This window comes from Jannaschia seosinensis (genome assembly GCF_001408515.1).
Classification (GTDB): domain Bacteria; phylum Pseudomonadota; class Alphaproteobacteria; order Rhodobacterales; family Rhodobacteraceae; genus Jannaschia; species Jannaschia seosinensis.
The window spans coordinates 1-16593 of record NZ_CYPR01000045.1; the positions used below are offsets into that span (position 1 = coordinate 1).

Genomic DNA, 16593 nt, shown 5'->3' on the forward strand with positions numbered 1-16593 from the left:
CAATCCGCTGGGTGCTTGTCAGAGACCCTGAAGGCAAGCGGGCCCCGCAGGCCTTCTTCAGCACCGACACCGCCCGCGAGCCAGCCGACATCATCGCACCCTTCGTCCGCCGTTGGGAGGTCGAGGTCACCTTTGCAGAAACCCGCGCGCATCTCGGCGTCGAAACCCAAAGGCAGTGGTCCGACAAGGCAATCGCGCGAACAACACCTGCCTTGCTCGGTCTCTACAGCCTCATCTCGCTGTAGGCCTGCGACCTGCTGAGCACGACCAGCACGCCCTATGCCGCAGCATGGTATCGCAAGACCAATCTCACCTTCACCGACGCCATCGGTTCGGTGCGTCTGGCCCTCTGGGTAGGAGAGGTTTTCCAACACTCTCCGCCGGACCGGGAACCGCAAGAAATCCCGCCCGACCGCCTCGTGCGCATGGCCGAAGCACTTTGCTTCGCCGCATAATGTACAAAGTCAAGCCTAGCCCCTTTTGTGAAAGACCCCCATCCGCCGCTCCAGCCGCCGCAGCCCCAGCGACAGCAGGATCGTCATCGTCAGATAGAGGAGCGCGACGATGTTGTAGGTCTCGAAATACCGGAAGTTACCCGCCGCGGTGACCTTCCCGAGCTGCGCGATATCGAGCACGCCCACGACGGAGACGAGCGACGAATCCTTCACCAGAGCGATGAAATCATTGCCCAGGGGCGGCAGGATCGTGCGGATCGCCTGCGGCATCACCACGTGGCGAAACCGGTGCCAGCGCTTCAGGCCCAGTGCCTGCGCCGCCTCGATCTGGCCCCGATCGACCGATTGCAGACCCGCCCGGAAGACTTCCGCGATGAAGGCGGAATAGGCGATCACCAAGGCCGTGACAGCACGCCACAACAGGGGAAAATCCCGCATGCCGATCTGCGGCAGGCCTGTCCGGTTCCAGCCGGCGACCAGCACCGGGGCCAGCACGAAGGCCACGTAGAGCAGCAGGACCAGGATCGGGATGCCGCGCACGATCTCCACGTAGAACCGTGACACCTGACGCAGGATGACGCTGTTCGACAAGGACATCAGCGCCAGCCCGAGCCCGACCGCCGAGGCCGCGACGAAGGCCACGACCGTCACCAGAATCGTGACCCAGACCCCGCGCCGCAGCGTCAGAAGGACCTGCCGTGCCCCGTCGTCGAGCATGACAGCGATATAGGCCCCCCCGATCAGGGCGGCCGCGGCGACCAGCCACCAGGGGAAGTCCCCCTCGCGCGCGCGCATGGGTCCCATCCCCAACCGCGGCACCCGCGCATTGCGGGCCAGGCGACGGGCCGGGCCGGCGAGCTTACTGTCCAAGCTCGTATTCGAGGAACCACTCGGTGTTCAGCGCTTCCAACGTTCCGTCGGCCTCCATATCCGCGATCGCGGCGTTGATCGCGTCCACGAGTTCGGGATCGGCGCCCTTGGGGAAGATAAACCCGAACTGTTCGGTTCCCAGCGGCTCACCCACCACCTTCAGCGCCCCGTCGGATGCCCGGACATAGCCGCTGGCGGCGGTCGAGTCCGACAGTGCGAGATCCACGTCGCCGGCCCGCAAGGCCTGCAGGCCCGCGCCGAACGTCTCGAACAGGCGGATCCGGGGGTTGGCCTCGTTGCCGTCGAGCACCTCGTAGACCGTGACGTAGAACGGCGTCGTCCCCGGCTGCGCGGCGGCGAGCAGATCGGGATCGGCGGCGAAACCGGCGGCATCGTCGAAGCGGCTTTCGTCGCCGCGCACGACCATCATCATCTGCGAGGTCATGTAGGGCTGCGAGAAATCCACCGCCGCGCGCCGGTCGTCGCGAATGGTGATGCCGGTCATGCCCATGTCGAACTCGCCCTGCCCCACGGCGGCGATCATGCCGTCCCACGAGATCTTCTCGTATTCCGGGGTGATGTTGATGCGGTCCGCGATCTCGGCCAGCGCGTCGTATTCCCAGCCGATCGCCGCGCCGGTCGCGGGGTCCTTGAACTGGAGCGGAGGATAGGCATCCTCGGTGGCGATGACGACGGTCCTGCCGCCCAGATCGGGCAGATGCGCGTCGGCCAGAGCCGGCGCCGCGAGGAGCGTTGTCGCGAGGATAGCGAGGGATTTCATCGTCGGTATCTCCCGAATTGGACCGGGCGATGATGCATCCCCCATCGGCGGACGCAAGGTCAGCCGGGCAGGCGCGCGACCGCGGCGCGTGCCTCGGCCACGGCTTTGTCGAAGCGGTCCTCCAGATACGCGTCGAGGCCGCGGATCGGATCGATCACGCGGCAGGCCCAGTCGACATATTCGCTCATCCGCTCGGGCGTCCAGTCGGGCGGCGTGCGGGCCACCGCCGTGAGGTTCGACGCCTTGTCGGCCATCTTCAGGCGTTTCGCCCGGTCGGAGGCATGGCGCACATGCGCCTCCTGCGCCCGTCTGCGCGCGGCCTCCGGCAGGGATTCGTCGTCGGTGACTTCCATCACCAGGGCCGCGACCTCCTCGCCGAAGGCCGCGGCGATGTCCGCGCGCGTGGTGTCGCTATCCTCGACGACGTCGTGCAGCACTCCGCCGAGGATCAGCGTCTCGTCATCGGGATGCACCTCGGCCAGCCGTGCGGCGACGTCGAGAACGTGGTCGATATAGGGAATGTCGGCCTTCCCCTTCCGGAGTTGGCCGTGATGCGCGCGCGCCGCGAAGCGGGCCGCCTGCAAGATTTTCGCCGCCGTCATGGTCCCGCCTCCCGCGTCAGTTCAGATATCGCCGCAGACCGAGCAATCGGCCCGGCGGCGCACGGTGACACGCCGGGCCTCGGCGTCGAGCCCGTCCCACAGCAGCATCGCGCCGCGCAGGGTCGTGCCCGCGCCGGTGACTTCCTTGATCGTCTCCATCGCCATGATCGAGCCGATCACCCCCGGCAGCGCGCCCATTACCCCCGCCTCGGCGCAGGATGGCGCAAGGCCCGGCGCGGGCGCCTCGGGGAACAGGCAGGCAAGGCACGGCGCGCCGCCGGCGGGATCGTAGATCGTCACCTGCCCTTCCCATTGCGTGATGGCCCCGGCGACGACCGGTTTGCCCGCGGCGACCGCCGCTTCGTTGACAATCTGACGGGTGGCGAAGCTGTCCGAGCCATCGAGGATCAGGTCGTAATCGGCGAAGAGGTCCGGCGCGATGTCCGCCGTCAGGCGGCGGTTGTAGGGCCGCACCGTCACATGGGGGTTGATCGCGCGCAGACCGGCCTCGGCGGAGAACACCTTGGGCTGTCCGCTGCGCGCATCGGTATGGATCACCTGACGCTGGAGGTTCGACAGGCTGACAATGTCGTCGTCGATGATCCCGATCGTGCCCAGACCGGCCGCCCCGAGGTAGAGCAGGACCGGCGAGCCGAGCCCGCCCGCCCCGACCACAAGGATGCAGGCCTCCTTCAGGCGCCTCTGTCCCGGGCCGCCGACCTCGCGCAGGACGATGTGACGGGCGTAGCGTTCGAGTTCGACATCGCTGAACGCCCCCTGCCGCGCGGGCGCCTGGGCGAGTTCCGTCTCATCGCGCGCCGCCTCGACCTCGCGCGCCCGGTCGCGCACCCGTCCGAGACCGGCGCGGTAGACAAGGAACGCCAGGACCAGCCCGCCGAGCACCAGCCATTGCCCCGGCCCGCCGCCCAGTTCTTCGCGCAAGGGATGTCCCTCGGGCAACGCGAACTGAATGAACAGAATGGCGACGTAGAGGAGCGCGAGCATCAGGAGGCGCGCCTGCGCCGGTACCTTCATCCACGCGCCCAACCCCCAGATCGCCGCGCCGAGGATAACAACGAGGATCATGCACCATCCTCGGGCGTTACCGCCCCGGTTCCGGTGGAGCCGAATCCGCCCGTGCCGCGCGCCGTCCCGGCGAGCGTCGCGACCGGCGCGAACGAGGCCTGCACCACGGGGGCCACGACGGCCTGCGCGATCCGCATCCCATGCGTCACATCGAAGGGCGCGTCACCGAGATTGACGAGGATTACGCCGAGCGGGCCGCGATAATCGCTGTCGATCGTGCCGGGAGCATTGGCGAGAGTCACGCCGTGCTTCAGCGCGAGGCCCGAGCGGGGGCGGATCTGCATCTCGTAGCCGCTCGGCACGGCGATATGCAGCCCCGTGGCGATCAGCGCCCGGCAGCCCGGTCGCAATGTCACCACCTCGCCCCCGGTATCGGCCCGCAGGTCGGCACCGGCCGCGCCCGGCGTCTCGTAGGCCGGAAGCGGCAGGTCCGGGTCGGCGCCCTCCGCACGCGTCACCTCGATCGTGACGCTCATGCCATCGTCTCCGTCAGATGTGCGGCGATACGGTCGGCCAGCCGGCGCGCGGTTTCGGCCTTGGACAGGCGCGGCCAAGGCTCCGCGCCGGTTTCGGTGATGAGGGTCACGGCGTTCTCGGTTCCGCCCATGATGCCGGTGCCGGGCGAGACGTCGTTGGCCACGATCCAGTCACAGCCCTTGCGCTGGCGCTTGGCCGTGGCATTGGCCACGACGTCGTCGGTTTCGGCGGCGAAGCCTACGACGAGCGCGGGGCGGTTTGCGGCGCGGGAAATTGTCGCCAGGATGTCGCGGTTTTCGGCAAAGGCGATCTGTGGAGCGGCGCCGGTGCCGTCCTTCTTCATCTTCGACCCGCTGGCGTTTTCGACGCGCCAGTCGGCCACCGCCGCGGCCATCACGGCGGCATCGGCGGGAAAAGCGTCATCGACGGCGGCGGCCATCTGCGCCGCACTGATCACGCGCACCACATCGACGCCCGGCGGCGGCGGCACTTCGGCCGGGCCCGTCACGAATGTCACGCGCGCGCCCAGATCGCGCAGGGCAGCCGCGATCGCCGTCCCCTGCGCGCCGGAGGAGCGGTTGGCGATGTAGCGCACCGGGTCGATCGCTTCATGCGTGGGGCCGGATGTGACGAGGATATGGCGGCCGGAAAGCGGCCCCGTGGCGAAGACTCCCTCGATCGCGGCGACCACGTCGGGCACGTCGGCCATGCGACCGGGCCCGAACTCGCCGCAGGCCATGGCGCCTTCGACGGGGCCGACCGTCAGGATGCCGTCGTCCCGCAGCGTCGCAAGGTTGCGCTGTGTCGCAGGATGTTGCCACATCCGCACGTTCATCGCGGGAACCAGCATCACCCGCTTGTCCGTGGCCATCAGCAGTGTCGTCGCCAAGTCGTCGGCCAGCCCCGCCGCCATGCGGCCCATCAGGTTCGCCGTCGCGGGGCAGACCACCACGAGGTCGGCCGCCCGGCTGAGCTCGATATGACCCATTTCCGCTTCGTCGGTCAGGTCGAACAGATCGCGGTAGACCTTTGCCGCCGCCAGCGCCGAGACCGAGAGCGGCGTGACGAATTGCTCCGCCGCAGATGTCAGGACCGGCGTGACCGAGGCCCCCCGCTCCCGCAGGCGACGGATCAGCTCAAGCGCACGGAAGGCCGCGATGCCGCCGCCAACGATGAGCAGGATTCTCTTGGCTTCGAGCATCGCGCATCCCCTTCGCCCATCTGTCTAGGCGAGCGTTCCGCCTAGCGAAAGGCCGCGCAGGGATCGTCGCGCGGGGGGGCGTCGGCCTGTAGCACGATGTCGCCCGGCACGGTCGGTTCGCCCTCGCCCTGAACGATCGCCACGACCCGCAGGTCGGGCCGCACCCGCGCAATGGCGGCGGGAACGCCCCAATCCGTGCGGGCATGGCCGTTGCCCGTGATCAGGACGACGGGCGCCCCGTATCGATCCAGCGCGTCGAGCGTACGGGCCGCGAATTGGGCGTCGATGGCACGCTGGCGGGCAACGAAGTCCGGCAGAAGGTCGGTGGGCAGCGCGTCGCAATGGGCCGCCGCCTGCAGCGCCTCGCGCTCCTGTTGCTCTGCCGCCGGCAGGGCCGTGTCGAGGTCGTAAGCCGACAGATCGCCCGCCTCACCGGCGGCGCCGAGGATCGGGGCATCGGCGGCCGCCATGATCGGGGCATAGAGCGCGATGTCCGGCCAGCCGCTCTCGTCCCAGTCGAGAAGCGGGCCGAGCGTCGCCGCATTCCGCCGCGCGTCGGGACTGATGCGGTCGGCCTGTGCGCCGGATAGCTGTTCGAAGACGAGGGCGCGGGGGGCGATATGCGCCACGAGGCGGGCCTGCGTGGCGTGATGCGCTGGATTGCCGTGGATCTCGCCGATCACGTAAACGTCGGCCGGCGGCAGATTTTGCGCTGCCGCCGGCCCGATCGTCGCAAAGATTGCAAGAGCCCGAAGGATCAACCGAGGAAGCCCATCACCTCGCGGCTTTCCTTTTCCAAGGCCTTGCGCATCTTGTTGAAAGCCGCGGCCTCGAGCTGACGCACCCGCTCCTTGGAGAGGGACAATTCGTTGCCGAGGCTCTCCAGCGTGCGCGGGTCTTCGCGCAGCTTGCGCTCGCGGACGATGAACCGCTCCCGCTCGTTGAGGGCGGAAAGCGCGTTGAGCAGCCATTCGCGCAGCATCGCCGTGTCGTGCTTGAACTCCACGGTCGCGTCGGCCTGCTCGCTCTCGTCTTCGAGCGCGTCGATCCATTCGCGTCCGTCCTCGTCTGCGGATTGGGTGGCGTTGAGGCTGAAGTCGGACCCGCCGAGCCGGCCCTCCATCATCTCCACATCGCGCAGGGGCACGCCGACCTCGGCCGCGATCTTCTCGCGCATGGCCTGCCGGTCGAGGGTGATGCCCTCGGCGGCGGCTTCGCGCTCCAGCCGGGCCTGAACGCGACGCAGGTTGAAGAACAGTGACTTCTGGCTGCTGGTCGAGCCGGTGCGGACCATCGACCAGTTCCGCATGACGTAATCCTGGATCGAGGCCTTGATCCACCAGACCGCGTAGGTCGAAAACCGCACGCCACGATCGGGATCGAACTTTTCGGCGGCCTTCATCAGACCCAGCCCGGCTTCCTGGATGAGATCGTTCATCGGGGCGCCGTAGCGGCGGAACTTGGCGGCCATCGAGATCGCGAGACGCATGTAGGCCGTGATGAGCCGGTGCAGGCTCTCTTCGCAGCGATCATCGCGCCAGGCATAAGCGAGCTTGAGTTCCGTCTCCGCATCCAGAAGCTCGGCCTTCATGGCCCGCCTGGACAGGGACGTGTCGCTGCTGAAGTCAAAGGCCATCTCTTGTCTCCCAAATCGGACGAAACGCACATGACCGGTTGACCGGCTCTCAAATGCGATTACGCGACGACAAGGCCTACGAATGACAAAAAGTTCCCAGACGTGTCTGACATTCCCGTGATCACCCTCGCCCTCGGCCACGCCGCCTCCGGGAAGTCCCTGTGGGCCGAGCGGGAGGCGGCCCGTTCGGGCGGCGCATTGCACTATGTCGCAACGGCGCGGGTATGGGATACGGAAATGCAGGGGAAAGTGGCTGCGCATGCGGCGCGGCGGGGGGCGGATTGGACGCTGGTGGAGGAACCGCTGGACCTTGCGCGCGTCGCGGCCGCGGCGGATGAGGGGACGGTCCTGATCGATTGTGCGACAATGTGGCTCACGAACCTCATGATGGAGGAGCGCGGCTGGCGGGAGCCGGCCGAGGCCTGGATCGCCGCAATGCGCGCCGCCCCGGCCCGCTTCGTAGTCGTGTCCAACGACGTCGGCGGCGGCGTGACGCCGGACAACGCCATGGCTCGGGCGTTCCAGCGCGATCAGGGTGCGCTCAACCAGAGGCTGGCCGAGGTTGCGGACCGGGTCGTGCTGGTGACGGCGGGGCTGGCGCAGGTGCTCAAGTGACGCGGCTCTGGCTGATCCGGCACGGACCGACGCACGCGAAATGCATGGTGGGGCGCACCGACCTGGCCGCCGACCTGTCCGATCTCGCGCGGCTTTCGCGCCTTTCGGAGGCGCTGCCCCATGCCCCGATCGTGTCGAGCGATCTGCGTCGTGCGGTCGACACCGCCGCCGCGATCCGGGGCGGCCGCCTTGTCCTGCCGCCGGAGCGCGCCCTGCGGGAATTCGATTACGGGGATTGGGACGGTCGCACCTTCGCCGAGATCGACAGCCCCGACCTGCGCGCCTATTTCGACGATCCCGGCGACAGATGCGCGCCGAACGGTGAATCGTGGAACGGCGTCGCCGCACGGGTCGAGGCCGTGCTGGACGGGCTTGCGCGGGACCGCGGCGACCTGATCGTGGTGGCCCATATGGGTGTGATCCTGACGCAATGGGCGCGTGCGACGGGCCTGCCGCCGTTTCGCGCGCTGGCGCAGCGAATTGACCCGCTCGGCCTGACCCGCATCGACCTGAGACCCGGGGCCGCGCCGGTGCCGATCTTCGCCAACTGCCACCCCTGAAGGGCGCCGGAGAGGCGCGCCTTCGGGGGGAGAGCAGGTCGCCCCCTGCCACGCGAGCCTGTATCGCCGGACTTTTCGCACGGGAGCAAACCCGTGCCTTTTGCCGACAGCACTTCTCGCGGACCTTTGGGAATTAACCTTCCGGAAAGAGTCGCCCGGTAACCAATTCCTGCGATACGGGGAGCGCAGATGCTGGCACGCACCACCACGGTGGCATTCGAGGGGCTGGAGGCGCGCGCAGTCGAGGTGCAATGCGCCGTCTCCCCCGGTCTCCCCGGTTTCTCCGTGGTCGGCCTGCCCGACAAGGCGGTTTCCGAGGCCAAGGACCGCATCCGCACCGCCTTGTCGGAACTGGGCATCGCCCTGCCTTCCAAGAAGGTCACCGTGAACCTGTCGCCCGCCGACATTCCCAAGGAGGGTGCGCATTTTGATCTGCCGATCGCGCTGTCGCTCCTGGCGGCGCTGGAAATTGTGCCGCTTGAGCCGGTCGCGCGCACGCTCAGCCTTGGGGAAATGTCGCTCGACGGCACGCTCGTCCCCGTCTCGGGCGCCTTGCCGGCGGCGATGAAGGCGGCCGAACTGGAATTCGCCCTGTTCTGCCCCGAATCCTGCGGGCCCGAAGCCGCTTGGGTCGGCGCGGCAGAAGTTTATGGCGCGCCGTCCCTGCGCGCGATCATGGACCACCTGACGGGGAGCGCCCCCCTGACCGAAGCGCGCGCCGGCCGGATCGCCGCGACGGAGAAGGGCCTGTGCCTCAGCGAGGTGCGCGGACAGGAGAAGGCCAAGCGCGCGCTGGAGATTGCCGCGGCGGGTCGCCACCACCTGTTTCTTCTCGGCCCGCCCGGTGCGGGCAAGTCGATGCTGGCCGCACGCCTGCCGTCGATCCTGCCGCCCCTGACGGCGATGGAGGCGTTGCAGACGTCGATGATCCATTCCCTTGCCGGCACGCTTGACGAAGGCGGCATCCTTCATCGCCGGCCCTTTCAGGAACCGCATCACACGGCTTCGGTCGCGGCCATTGCAGGCGGGGGCAAGCGTGCACGGCCCGGGCAGATCAGCCTCGCCCATAACGGCGTGTTGTTCATGGACGAGTTCCCGGAATTCCCGCGCGGCGTGCTGGAAACGCTGCGGCAACCCATCGAGACGGGCGAGGTCACGATTGCGCGCGCCAACGCCCATGTCCGCTACCCTTGCCGGTTCCTGCTCGTGGCGGCGGCCAATCCGTGCCGCTGCGGGATGCTGTTCGACGCGGCGCAGGCCTGCTCGCGCGCGCCGCGTTGCGGAGAGGATTACCTGGGCAAGGTCTCCGGCCCGCTGATGGACCGCTTCGACCTGCGCCTCGACGTGCCCGCCGTGGACGTGGCCGACCTGCGCCGCCTGCCCGAGGGCGAGACATCGGATGTCGTCGCCGCGCGCGTCCTCGCGGCACGGGAGCGGCAGGCAAGGCGATACGAGGCACATCCGGAGGTGACGGTGAACGCGGATGTCTCAGGGGAATTGCTGCGGGAGGTGACCGCCACGGATGCCGATGGCGAAGACATCCTGAAGCGCGCCACCGACCACCTGCGGCTCACGGCGCGCGGCTATAACAGGCTTCTGAAGGTCTCACGGACGATTGCGGATCTGGCGGGCTCGGACATGGTGCGGCGCCATCATATCGCCGAAGCGGTCGGGATGCGGATCGTGACCACCGCGGCCCGATCGGATTGACCGCGTCGTCGCTGTGACGGCCGTTCACGTACCTTCTCAGCCGACCCGGCGCTCGATCGCCTCCCAGATCAGCGCGGACGCATTGATGCCGTCGAAGCGTTCCATCTCCTGCAGGCCGGTCGGCGAGGTGACGTTGATCTCGGTCAGCCAGTCGCCGATCACGTCGATGCCGACGAAGATTTGCCCCGCCTCTCGCAGACGTGAACCGATGGCCGCGCAGATCTCCTTGTCGCGCTCCGTCAGAACCGCCTTTTCTGGCCTGCCTCCGACATGCATGTTCGACCGGGTTTCGCCCTTGGCGGGAACGCGGTTGATCGCCCCGACCGCCTCTCCGTCGACGAGAATCACGCGCTTGTCGCCCTTCGTCACGGCGGGCAGGAACTTCTGCATGATGAGCGGCTCGCGATTGATGCCCGAGAACATCTCATGCAGGGAGGCGAGATTGGGGTCCTCGGGTGTCAACCGGAACACGCCCGCACCGCCATTGCCGAAAAGCGGCTTGAGCACGACGTCGCCGTGCCGGGCGCGGAATTCGCGCAGCGTCCCCAGATCCCGCGCGATTGCCGTCGGCGGGATGAGATCGGGGAAGTCGAGAACCATCAGCTTCTCGGGCCATCCACGCACCCAAGCCGGATCGTTCACGACCAGCGTATCCGGGTGGACCCGTTCCAGAATGTGGGTGTTCGTGATGTAGCTCATGTCGAAGGGCGGATCCTGGCGCAGCCAGATGACATCGAGATCGGCGAGGTCGATCACCCGCGCCTCCCCCAGACTGGCATGATTGCCCCGTTCGCGGCGCACCTCCAGATCCCGCGCCCGCGCAACCACGCGTCCCTCGACGAATGCAAGTTTGTCGGGGGTCCAGTAGGTCAGGGAATGGCCGCGTGCCTGCGCCTCGAGCGCGAGGCGGAAGGACGAATCGGCGTCGATATCGATGGCGCCGACCGGGTCCATCTGGAAGCCGACCTTGAGGGGACGAATGGCTGTCATGGAACTCTCCTCGCGCGGCGCGTTTCCCGCTTGTTTGCCGCAAGCGGACGTAGGGAGCAATGCACCCGCGCGAATCTGATCGGCGACAAGGTCAGCGGTCCGAGGTCAGGCGTGAAATGCGTTCTCGATCACCTCGACCCGGCCCGTCGCATCGACGAGCGCCACGTCGAACCGCACCGGGCTGAGAAGTCCGCCGGGCAAGGTCTCCATGTATTCGCTGGCGCAGTCGAAAATCCGGCGGATTTGACGGTCGGAAATCCGCGCTGCGGCGGCGGCGTGGGTGTCGCTTTTCTTGACCTCGATAAAAACCGTGTTCTCGCCATCCTGCGCGATCACGTCGATCTCTCCGCCCTTGCCGCGCCAGCGGCGAGCGAGAACCGCGTGACCGGCAAGCGTGTAATGCCGCACGACACATTCCTCGGCCGCGAAGCCGGAATGGTAGGAAACCGTGCCGCTCATCCACCGTCCTTCATCTTCAGCGCCAAGTCGTAGACGAGGTTACGCGACACACTGAACGTTTCGGAAACGTCTTTTACGGCGGATTTGAGCGACCCGGCCGCGAGTGCGGTCTCCAGCGCCGCCCGGAGCGTCTCCTCGTCGGCCTCCCGCGGGGCGGCGCGGTCGATCACCAGGACGACTTCGCCACGCGGCGGATCGGCCTCGCACCCCTCGGCGAGCGCCGCCAGCGTGCCGCGCCGCACCTCTTCGAACCGCTTCGTCAGCTCCCGGCACAAAGCCGCCTCGCGGTCGCCCATGACCTCGGTGGCATCGCGCAAGGTCGCCGCCGTCCGCTTGGGAGATTCGTAAAGGACGAGCGTTGCCGGAACCTCCGAGACCTCGCGCAAAGCGGCCCGCCGCGCGGCTGATTTCACAGGCAGGAACCCGCAGAACAGAAACCTGTCGGTCGGCAGGCCGGCCACGCAGAGAGCGGCCAGAACGGCACTCGCTCCCGGCGCGGCGCGGACGGCGATCCCCTCCGCGCGCGCCTCGACGCCCAGCTGAAAGCCCGGATCGGCAATAAGGGGCGTTCCCGCCTCGGACATGTAGGCCACGGACCGGCCTTCGCGCAGCGCGGCCAGCAGACGGGGCCGAACCGCCGCGCCATTGTGGTCGTGATAGGCAAGAAGCGGCCGGTCGCCCAGCGACACCCCGTGTATCTCCATCAAACGGCGCAGGGCACGGGTATCCTCGGCCGCCAGAACATCCGCCCCCGCGATCAGGTCGAGCGCGCGCAACGTGATGTCGCGCGCGGCGCCTATGGGAACGGCGACCAGATGCAGGCCCGCCTCGATGCCGCCATTCTCCGCCATTCGCCGTCTCCCGCCTCCACTATCCGTTTACTCCGCCCGATCGGCCCTATAGCGTTCCAGCGAAACGTGCGCGGCTGGTCGCGGCCGCAATCCCGGGGAGTGTTCGACCATGTCATCTCGCAGCCTGCGCGGCCGGATCCGTGCGCGTGTCGTCTCATTCACGCGTCTTGCGCGCAAGGCCGCTCTGGTCGGCGTGGCCTCGGCGGCGCTTGCTGCATGCGATGCGGCGTTGCCAGCGGGTGGCGGCGGCGGGGGCGTGGAGTCCGAGGGGCCGACGCAGGTGGCGCTTCTCGTGCCGCTCGGCTCGGCGCGCGCGACCGACGCGACCGTCGCGCGCAGCCTCGAGAACGCCGCGCGCCTCGCGGTCGCCGATCTGGGCGAAGGTGTGGTCCAGCTGACGGTTTACCCCACCCAAGGCACGCCCGCCGGGGCAAGCGCAGCCGCCACACAGGCCCTGCAGGCCGGTGCGCAAGTGATCCTCGGGCCGCTCTATGCCGACAATGCCGCCGCCGCTGGCGTGGCCGCGGCCGGCTCCGGCGTGCCTGTTCTGAGCTTTTCCAACAACACCGACGTCGCCGGCGGCAATGTCTGGGTTCTGGGGAACACCTTCGAGAACACGGCCCGCAGGGTTCTCGGCTTTGCGGCGGCGCAGGGACGCAACCGTGTTCTGGTGACGCATGCATCCGATGAGGGGGGCCAGATCGCGCGCGACGCCATCGTCGACGCCGCGCGGGGCACCCGGGCGCAGATCACCGACAGCATCGCCTACGAATTCAGTCAGGCCGGCATTTCCGCCGCCGTGCCCGGCATCGCCGCCCGCGCAGAGGAAACGGATTCCAACGCGATCTTCCTGACCGGCACGCCGACCGGGGATCTACCGGTCATCGCCCAGCTTCTGACCGAAGCCGGCATCCGCGGCGACGATTTCCGGTTCCTCGGCCTCACCCGCTGGGACATTCCGCCCGAGACGCTGCAGCAGCCGGGACTGCAGGGCGGCTACTTCGCCCTGCCCGATCCGGGTCCGGCGACGCAGTTCCGCAACCGCTATGCCGCCCGCTATGGCGCGGCTCCGCATCCGGTGGCGAATCTCGGCTATGACGGGATCGCGGCCATCGGTGCGATCGCGGGAAGCGGCAGGACCGTGGGACGTGGCACCCTGACGTCGAACAGAGGCTTCGCCGGCACGGGCGGCGTGTTCCGCCTTCGGGGCGACGGTACGATCGATCGCGCGCTCGCGATCGCGCAGGTTTCCAACGGACAGATACAGGTGGTCAGCCCTGCCCCGAACAACTTCGGCCGCGGCTCGTAGAACGGGCGGCAAGCCCGTCTTCGACCCGTCGGACCTGCCCGCCGCACCGGACGAGACGCTGATCGCGACGTCCGGCGCGATCTTCGACGACGCGGCCGTGCTGGCCGCGCTGCGCGACGCGCTGTCGGCTGCGTCCGACACCATGGACGCCCGCCGCGCGACCCTCGCGATTTTGGCGGAGGCCCGCGACCGGGGCCGCGACGCGATCCGCGCGGGGTTCGAGGCGGATCCGACGCGGGCCCGGCGCGTCACGCATTCCTATACCTTTCTCACCGACCGGCTGGTGCAATGCGCCTGGCTCGTCGCCACGCGGCACCTGCATCCCTGCCCCAACCCGACCGAGGGCGAACGCTTTGCGGTGCTCGGCGTCGGCGGCTACGGGCGCGGCGAGATGGCGCCGCATTCCGATGTCGACCTGCTGTTCCTGACGCCCTGGAAGGTGACGCCGTGGGTGGAGAGCGTCGTAGAATCGATGCTCTACATCTTGTGGGATCTGAAGCTGAAGGTCGGCCACGCGACCCGGACGGTGAAGGAATGCCTGCGTCTCGGCGCGGAGGATTACACGATCCGGACCGCGCTTCTGGAGCGCCGGCTTGTCGGCGGAAATGCCGCGCTGACCGACGAACTGGCGCACCGTCTCTGGACCGAACTGTTCGAGGGGACGGCGCCCGATTTCATCGAGGCCAAGCTGGCGGAACGGGCGGAGCGGCACCGCAAGCAGGGCGGCCAGCGCTATATCCTCGAGCCCAACGTCAAGGAGGCGAAGGGCGGGCTTCGCGACCTCCAGACGCTCTACTGGATCGCCAAATACCGCTACCGCACGGGGGATCCGGCGCACCTGGTCGAATTGGGCGTGTTCCTCGCCGAGGAGTTCAAGGCTTTCGAGGCTGCGGAGCGGTTCTTGTGGTGCGTCCGCTGCCACCTGCACCTGATCGCGAACCGGGCGGCCGACCACCTGACCTTCGACGTGCAGGTCGAGGTGGCCGAACGGATGGGCTATAGCGACCATGGCGGCCGCCGGGCGGTCGAACACTTCATGCAGGAATACTTCCGCCATGCGACCCGCGTAGGGGAACTGACGCGCATCCTGCTCGTGGCGCTCGAGGCGGACAATGTGAAGAAGAAGCCGCCGTTGCTGGGCTTCTTTCGGCGCCGCAAACGGGTCCGGCCTCCTTACATCGAGTTGCAGGGCCGGCTGGACGTGGCCGACGAGGCGGCATTCCTTGCCGCGCCGATCAACATGCTGGGCATCTTCGACGAGGCGCTGCGGACGGGCCTTCTCCTCCACCCCCACGCGATGCGCCTCATCGCGGCGAACCGGAACCTCATCGACGACCGTTTGCGCGCCGACCCGGCCGCCGTGCGGCTGTTCCTCGGCCTGATGCTGCGCCATGGCAGTCCGGAGCGGGCGCTGCGGCGAATGAACGAGCTGCAGATCCTGTCGGCCTTCCTGCCCGAATTCGCCCCGATCGTGGCGATGATGCAGTTCAACCTCTACCACGCCTACACGGTGGACGAGCATACGATCCAGGTGATCTCCAACCTTGCGCAGATCGAGCGGGGAGAGCTGGTCGAGGCGCTGCCGCTATGCACCGAAATCCTGTCGAAGGGCGTCAACCGCCGGGTGCTCTACGTCGCGCTCCTGCTGCACGATATCGGCAAGGGGCGTCCCGAGGATCATTCGATCCTCGGCGCAAAGATCGCCCGCAGCGTCGCGCCGCGGCTGGGGCTCAAACCCAAGGACGTCGAGACGGTCGAATGGCTCGTGCGGTACCATCTGCTCATGTCGGACATGGCGCAGAAGCGCGACATTGCCGATCCCCGCACGATCCGGGACTTTGCCAAGGCGGTGAAAACCCGCGAGCGGCTGGATTTGCTGACCGTCGTCACCGTCTGCGATATCCGGGGCGTGGGGCCCGCCGTCTGGAACAACTGGAAAGCGCAGATGGTGCGCGCGCTGCACCGTGCCACGGCGGCCGCGCTCGAGAACGGGCTGGAGGACGTTAACCGAGAAACGCGCGAGGCCCGGGCCAAGCAGCTGTTCCGCGAGGCGCTGCCCGATTGGACGGAGGCCGAGAAGCGCGCCGAGATCGGGCGCCATTACGGGCCCTACTGGCAGGGGATCCCGACGGCGGCGCAGGTTCGCTTCGCCTCGCTCCTGAAGGACCTGCCCGACGGAGAGGTGCGTGTTGAACTCGAGGCCGACGAGGACCGCGACGCGACCCGCGTCCTGATGGCCTGCCAGGACCATCCGGGCGTGTTCTCGCGGCTCGCCGGCGCGCTGAGCCTCGTGGGGGCGGATGTGGTGGACGCGCGCAGCTATACCTCCAAGGACGGCTATGCCACGTCGGTCTTCTGGCTGCAGGATGCCGACGGCCACCCCTACGAGCCGGCCCGCCTGCCCCGTCTGCGCACGATGATCGACAAGATTCTCAAGGGCGAGGTCGTCACCCGGCGCGAATTCGAGAAGCGCGAGATCAAGAAGCGCGAGCGCCGGTTTCAGGTGCCCACGAATATCAGCTTCGACAATGACGGCTCCGAAATCTACACGATCATCGAGGTCGACACCCGCGACCGGCCGGGCCTGCTCTATGACCTGACGCAGGTTCTCGCCGCCTCCGGCATCTCGATCAGCCAGGCCGTGATCGCGACCTACGGCGCACAGGTCGTCGACAGCTTCTACGTCAAGGACATCTTCGGCCTGAAGCTGTACTCGAAGTCCAAGCAGGAGGCTCTGGAGCGCAAGCTGCGTGCCGCCGTCAGCCGTGCGGCCGAGAGGGCCGGCGCGTGACGCGGGTCATCGCGGCGACGTTGACACCTGCGGGGGAACGGATTCGGGCGCGCGGTTCGGGTTTTCCGCCTCCGGTCCGATCCGGAAGGTCGGATCGAACAGTATCGGATCCTGCCGGATTGGCTCCCTCGGCATTACGCTCGGCCATCCACCTTGGGGGTAGATGGGCGGCTGAACGGCGCGGACCGTTCCGCCCTCGA

At 68.1% G+C, this 16593-nt stretch carries 16 protein-coding genes and 1 pseudogene; 6 read left to right on the forward strand and 11 right to left on the reverse strand.

The window, feature by feature from the left end; all coding sequences use genetic code 11:
- Positions 1 to 245: pseudogene (locus JSE7799_RS21245) on the forward strand (hypothetical protein); the annotation flags it as partial.
- A 225-nt stretch (positions 246 to 470) separates the two neighbouring features.
- Here the strand turns inward: JSE7799_RS21245 and JSE7799_RS03905 are convergent.
- The 8 genes from JSE7799_RS03905 to JSE7799_RS03940 all read right to left on the reverse strand — a co-directional run bounded on the left by JSE7799_RS03905 (position 471) and on the right by JSE7799_RS03940 (position 7108).
- Positions 471 to 1250 carry an amino acid ABC transporter permease gene (locus JSE7799_RS03905; RefSeq protein WP_144431546.1) on the reverse strand — a complete coding sequence of 260 codons (780 nt, stop codon included), beginning with the start codon at positions 1248 to 1250 and terminating at the stop codon, positions 471 to 473.
- Between the two features lie 64 nt (positions 1251 to 1314).
- Positions 1315 to 2106 carry a substrate-binding periplasmic protein gene (locus JSE7799_RS03910; RefSeq protein WP_055662438.1) on the reverse strand — a complete coding sequence of 264 codons (792 nt, stop codon included), beginning with the start codon at positions 2104 to 2106 and terminating at the stop codon, positions 1315 to 1317.
- Between the two features lie 59 nt (positions 2107 to 2165).
- Entirely contained in the window at positions 2166 to 2708 is a 543-nt protein-coding gene (locus JSE7799_RS03915) for an HD domain-containing protein (protein ID WP_055662439.1), read from the reverse strand.
- Between the two features lie 21 nt (positions 2709 to 2729).
- Positions 2730 to 3794 carry a HesA/MoeB/ThiF family protein gene (locus JSE7799_RS03920; protein WP_055662440.1) on the reverse strand — a complete coding sequence of 355 codons (1065 nt, stop codon included), beginning with the start codon at positions 3792 to 3794 and terminating at the stop codon, positions 2730 to 2732.
- On the reverse strand, positions 3791 to 4270 hold the full coding sequence (dut, locus tag JSE7799_RS03925) for a dUTP diphosphatase (RefSeq protein WP_055662441.1): 480 nt from the start codon (positions 4268 to 4270) through the stop codon (positions 3791 to 3793). Before dut ends, JSE7799_RS03920 begins: the two co-directional genes overlap by 4 nt.
- Positions 4267 to 5472 carry a bifunctional phosphopantothenoylcysteine decarboxylase/phosphopantothenate--cysteine ligase CoaBC gene (gene coaBC / locus JSE7799_RS03930; RefSeq protein WP_055662442.1) on the reverse strand — a complete coding sequence of 402 codons (1206 nt, stop codon included), beginning with the start codon at positions 5470 to 5472 and terminating at the stop codon, positions 4267 to 4269. Before coaBC ends, dut begins: the two co-directional genes overlap by 4 nt.
- 41 nt (positions 5473 to 5513) lie before the next feature.
- Complete coding sequence (locus tag JSE7799_RS03935) at positions 5514 to 6233, reverse strand: ChaN family lipoprotein (RefSeq protein ID WP_055662443.1); 720 nt, start codon at positions 6231 to 6233, stop codon at positions 5514 to 5516.
- A complete protein-coding gene (locus JSE7799_RS03940; protein WP_055662444.1) occupies positions 6230 to 7108 on the reverse strand; it encodes an RNA polymerase factor sigma-32 in 879 nt (292 codons plus the stop codon). Before JSE7799_RS03940 ends, JSE7799_RS03935 begins: the two co-directional genes overlap by 4 nt.
- 102 nt (positions 7109 to 7210) lie before the next feature.
- Between JSE7799_RS03940 and cobU the strand changes: the two genes are divergently transcribed.
- The 3 genes from cobU (at position 7211) to JSE7799_RS03955 (ending at position 9993) form a co-directional block, all read left to right on the forward strand.
- Positions 7211 to 7723: a bifunctional adenosylcobinamide kinase/adenosylcobinamide-phosphate guanylyltransferase gene (cobU, locus tag JSE7799_RS03945; RefSeq protein WP_055662445.1), complete on the forward strand. Its 513-nt coding sequence runs from the start codon at positions 7211 to 7213 to the stop codon at positions 7721 to 7723.
- A complete protein-coding gene (locus JSE7799_RS03950) occupies positions 7720 to 8283 on the forward strand; it encodes a histidine phosphatase family protein (protein ID WP_055662446.1) in 564 nt (187 codons plus the stop codon). Before cobU ends, JSE7799_RS03950 begins: the two co-directional genes overlap by 4 nt.
- A 189-nt stretch (positions 8284 to 8472) precedes the next feature.
- Positions 8473 to 9993, forward strand: coding sequence for a YifB family Mg chelatase-like AAA ATPase (locus tag JSE7799_RS03955; RefSeq protein ID WP_055662447.1), 1521 nt, complete (start codon positions 8473 to 8475; stop codon positions 9991 to 9993).
- 36 nt (positions 9994 to 10029) lie between these two features.
- On the opposite strand, the gene gshB is transcribed toward JSE7799_RS03955, so the two are convergent.
- From gshB to rsmI, 3 genes are all read right to left on the reverse strand, one after another.
- On the reverse strand, positions 10030 to 10983 hold the full coding sequence (gshB, locus tag JSE7799_RS03960; protein WP_055662448.1) for a glutathione synthase: 954 nt from the start codon (positions 10981 to 10983) through the stop codon (positions 10030 to 10032).
- A 105-nt stretch (positions 10984 to 11088) separates the two neighbouring features.
- On the reverse strand, positions 11089 to 11442 hold the full coding sequence (locus JSE7799_RS03965) for a YraN family protein (RefSeq protein ID WP_055662449.1): 354 nt from the start codon (positions 11440 to 11442) through the stop codon (positions 11089 to 11091).
- On the reverse strand, positions 11439 to 12293 hold the full coding sequence (gene rsmI / locus JSE7799_RS03970) for a 16S rRNA (cytidine(1402)-2'-O)-methyltransferase (protein WP_055662450.1): 855 nt from the start codon (positions 12291 to 12293) through the stop codon (positions 11439 to 11441). The genes JSE7799_RS03965 and rsmI overlap by 4 nt, the downstream gene beginning before the upstream one ends.
- Before the next feature lie 109 nt (positions 12294 to 12402).
- On the opposite strand from rsmI, the gene JSE7799_RS03975 reads away from it, so the two are divergent.
- Positions 12403 to 13602: a penicillin-binding protein activator gene (locus JSE7799_RS03975; protein ID WP_083480237.1), complete on the forward strand. Its 1200-nt coding sequence runs from the start codon at positions 12403 to 12405 to the stop codon at positions 13600 to 13602.
- Positions 13603 to 13636: 34 nt separating this feature from the next.
- Positions 13637 to 16393 carry a [protein-PII] uridylyltransferase gene (locus tag JSE7799_RS03980; protein WP_144431547.1) on the forward strand — a complete coding sequence of 919 codons (2757 nt, stop codon included), beginning with the start codon at positions 13637 to 13639 and terminating at the stop codon, positions 16391 to 16393.
- Positions 16394 to 16593 lie beyond the last annotated feature (200 nt).

Coding starts and splice junctions, on each gene's coding strand:
- JSE7799_RS03905 (WP_144431546.1), bottom strand. CDS start 1,250: ATGCGCGCGCGCGAGGGGGACTTCCCCTGGTGGCTGGTCGCCGCGGCC.
- JSE7799_RS03910 (WP_055662438.1), bottom strand. CDS start 2,106: ATGAAATCCCTCGCTATCCTCGCGACAACGCTCCTCGCGGCGCCGGCT.
- JSE7799_RS03915 (WP_055662439.1), bottom strand. CDS start 2,708: ATGACGGCGGCGAAAATCTTGCAGGCGGCCCGCTTCGCGGCGCGCGCG.
- JSE7799_RS03920 (WP_055662440.1), bottom strand. CDS start 3,794: ATGATCCTCGTTGTTATCCTCGGCGCGGCGATCTGGGGGTTGGGCGCG.
- dut (WP_055662441.1), bottom strand. CDS start 4,270: ATGAGCGTCACGATCGAGGTGACGCGTGCGGAGGGCGCCGACCCGGAC.
- coaBC (WP_055662442.1), bottom strand. CDS start 5,472: ATGCTCGAAGCCAAGAGAATCCTGCTCATCGTTGGCGGCGGCATCGCG.
- JSE7799_RS03940 (WP_055662444.1), bottom strand. CDS start 7,108: ATGGCCTTTGACTTCAGCAGCGACACGTCCCTGTCCAGGCGGGCCATG.
- JSE7799_RS03955 (WP_055662447.1), top strand. CDS start 8,473: ATGCTGGCACGCACCACCACGGTGGCATTCGAGGGGCTGGAGGCGCGC.
- gshB (WP_055662448.1), bottom strand. CDS start 10,983: ATGACAGCCATTCGTCCCCTCAAGGTCGGCTTCCAGATGGACCCGGTC.
- JSE7799_RS03965 (WP_055662449.1), bottom strand. CDS start 11,442: ATGAGCGGCACGGTTTCCTACCATTCCGGCTTCGCGGCCGAGGAATGT.
- rsmI (WP_055662450.1), bottom strand. CDS start 12,293: ATGGCGGAGAATGGCGGCATCGAGGCGGGCCTGCATCTGGTCGCCGTT.
- JSE7799_RS03975 (WP_083480237.1), top strand. CDS start 12,403: ATGTCATCTCGCAGCCTGCGCGGCCGGATCCGTGCGCGTGTCGTCTCA.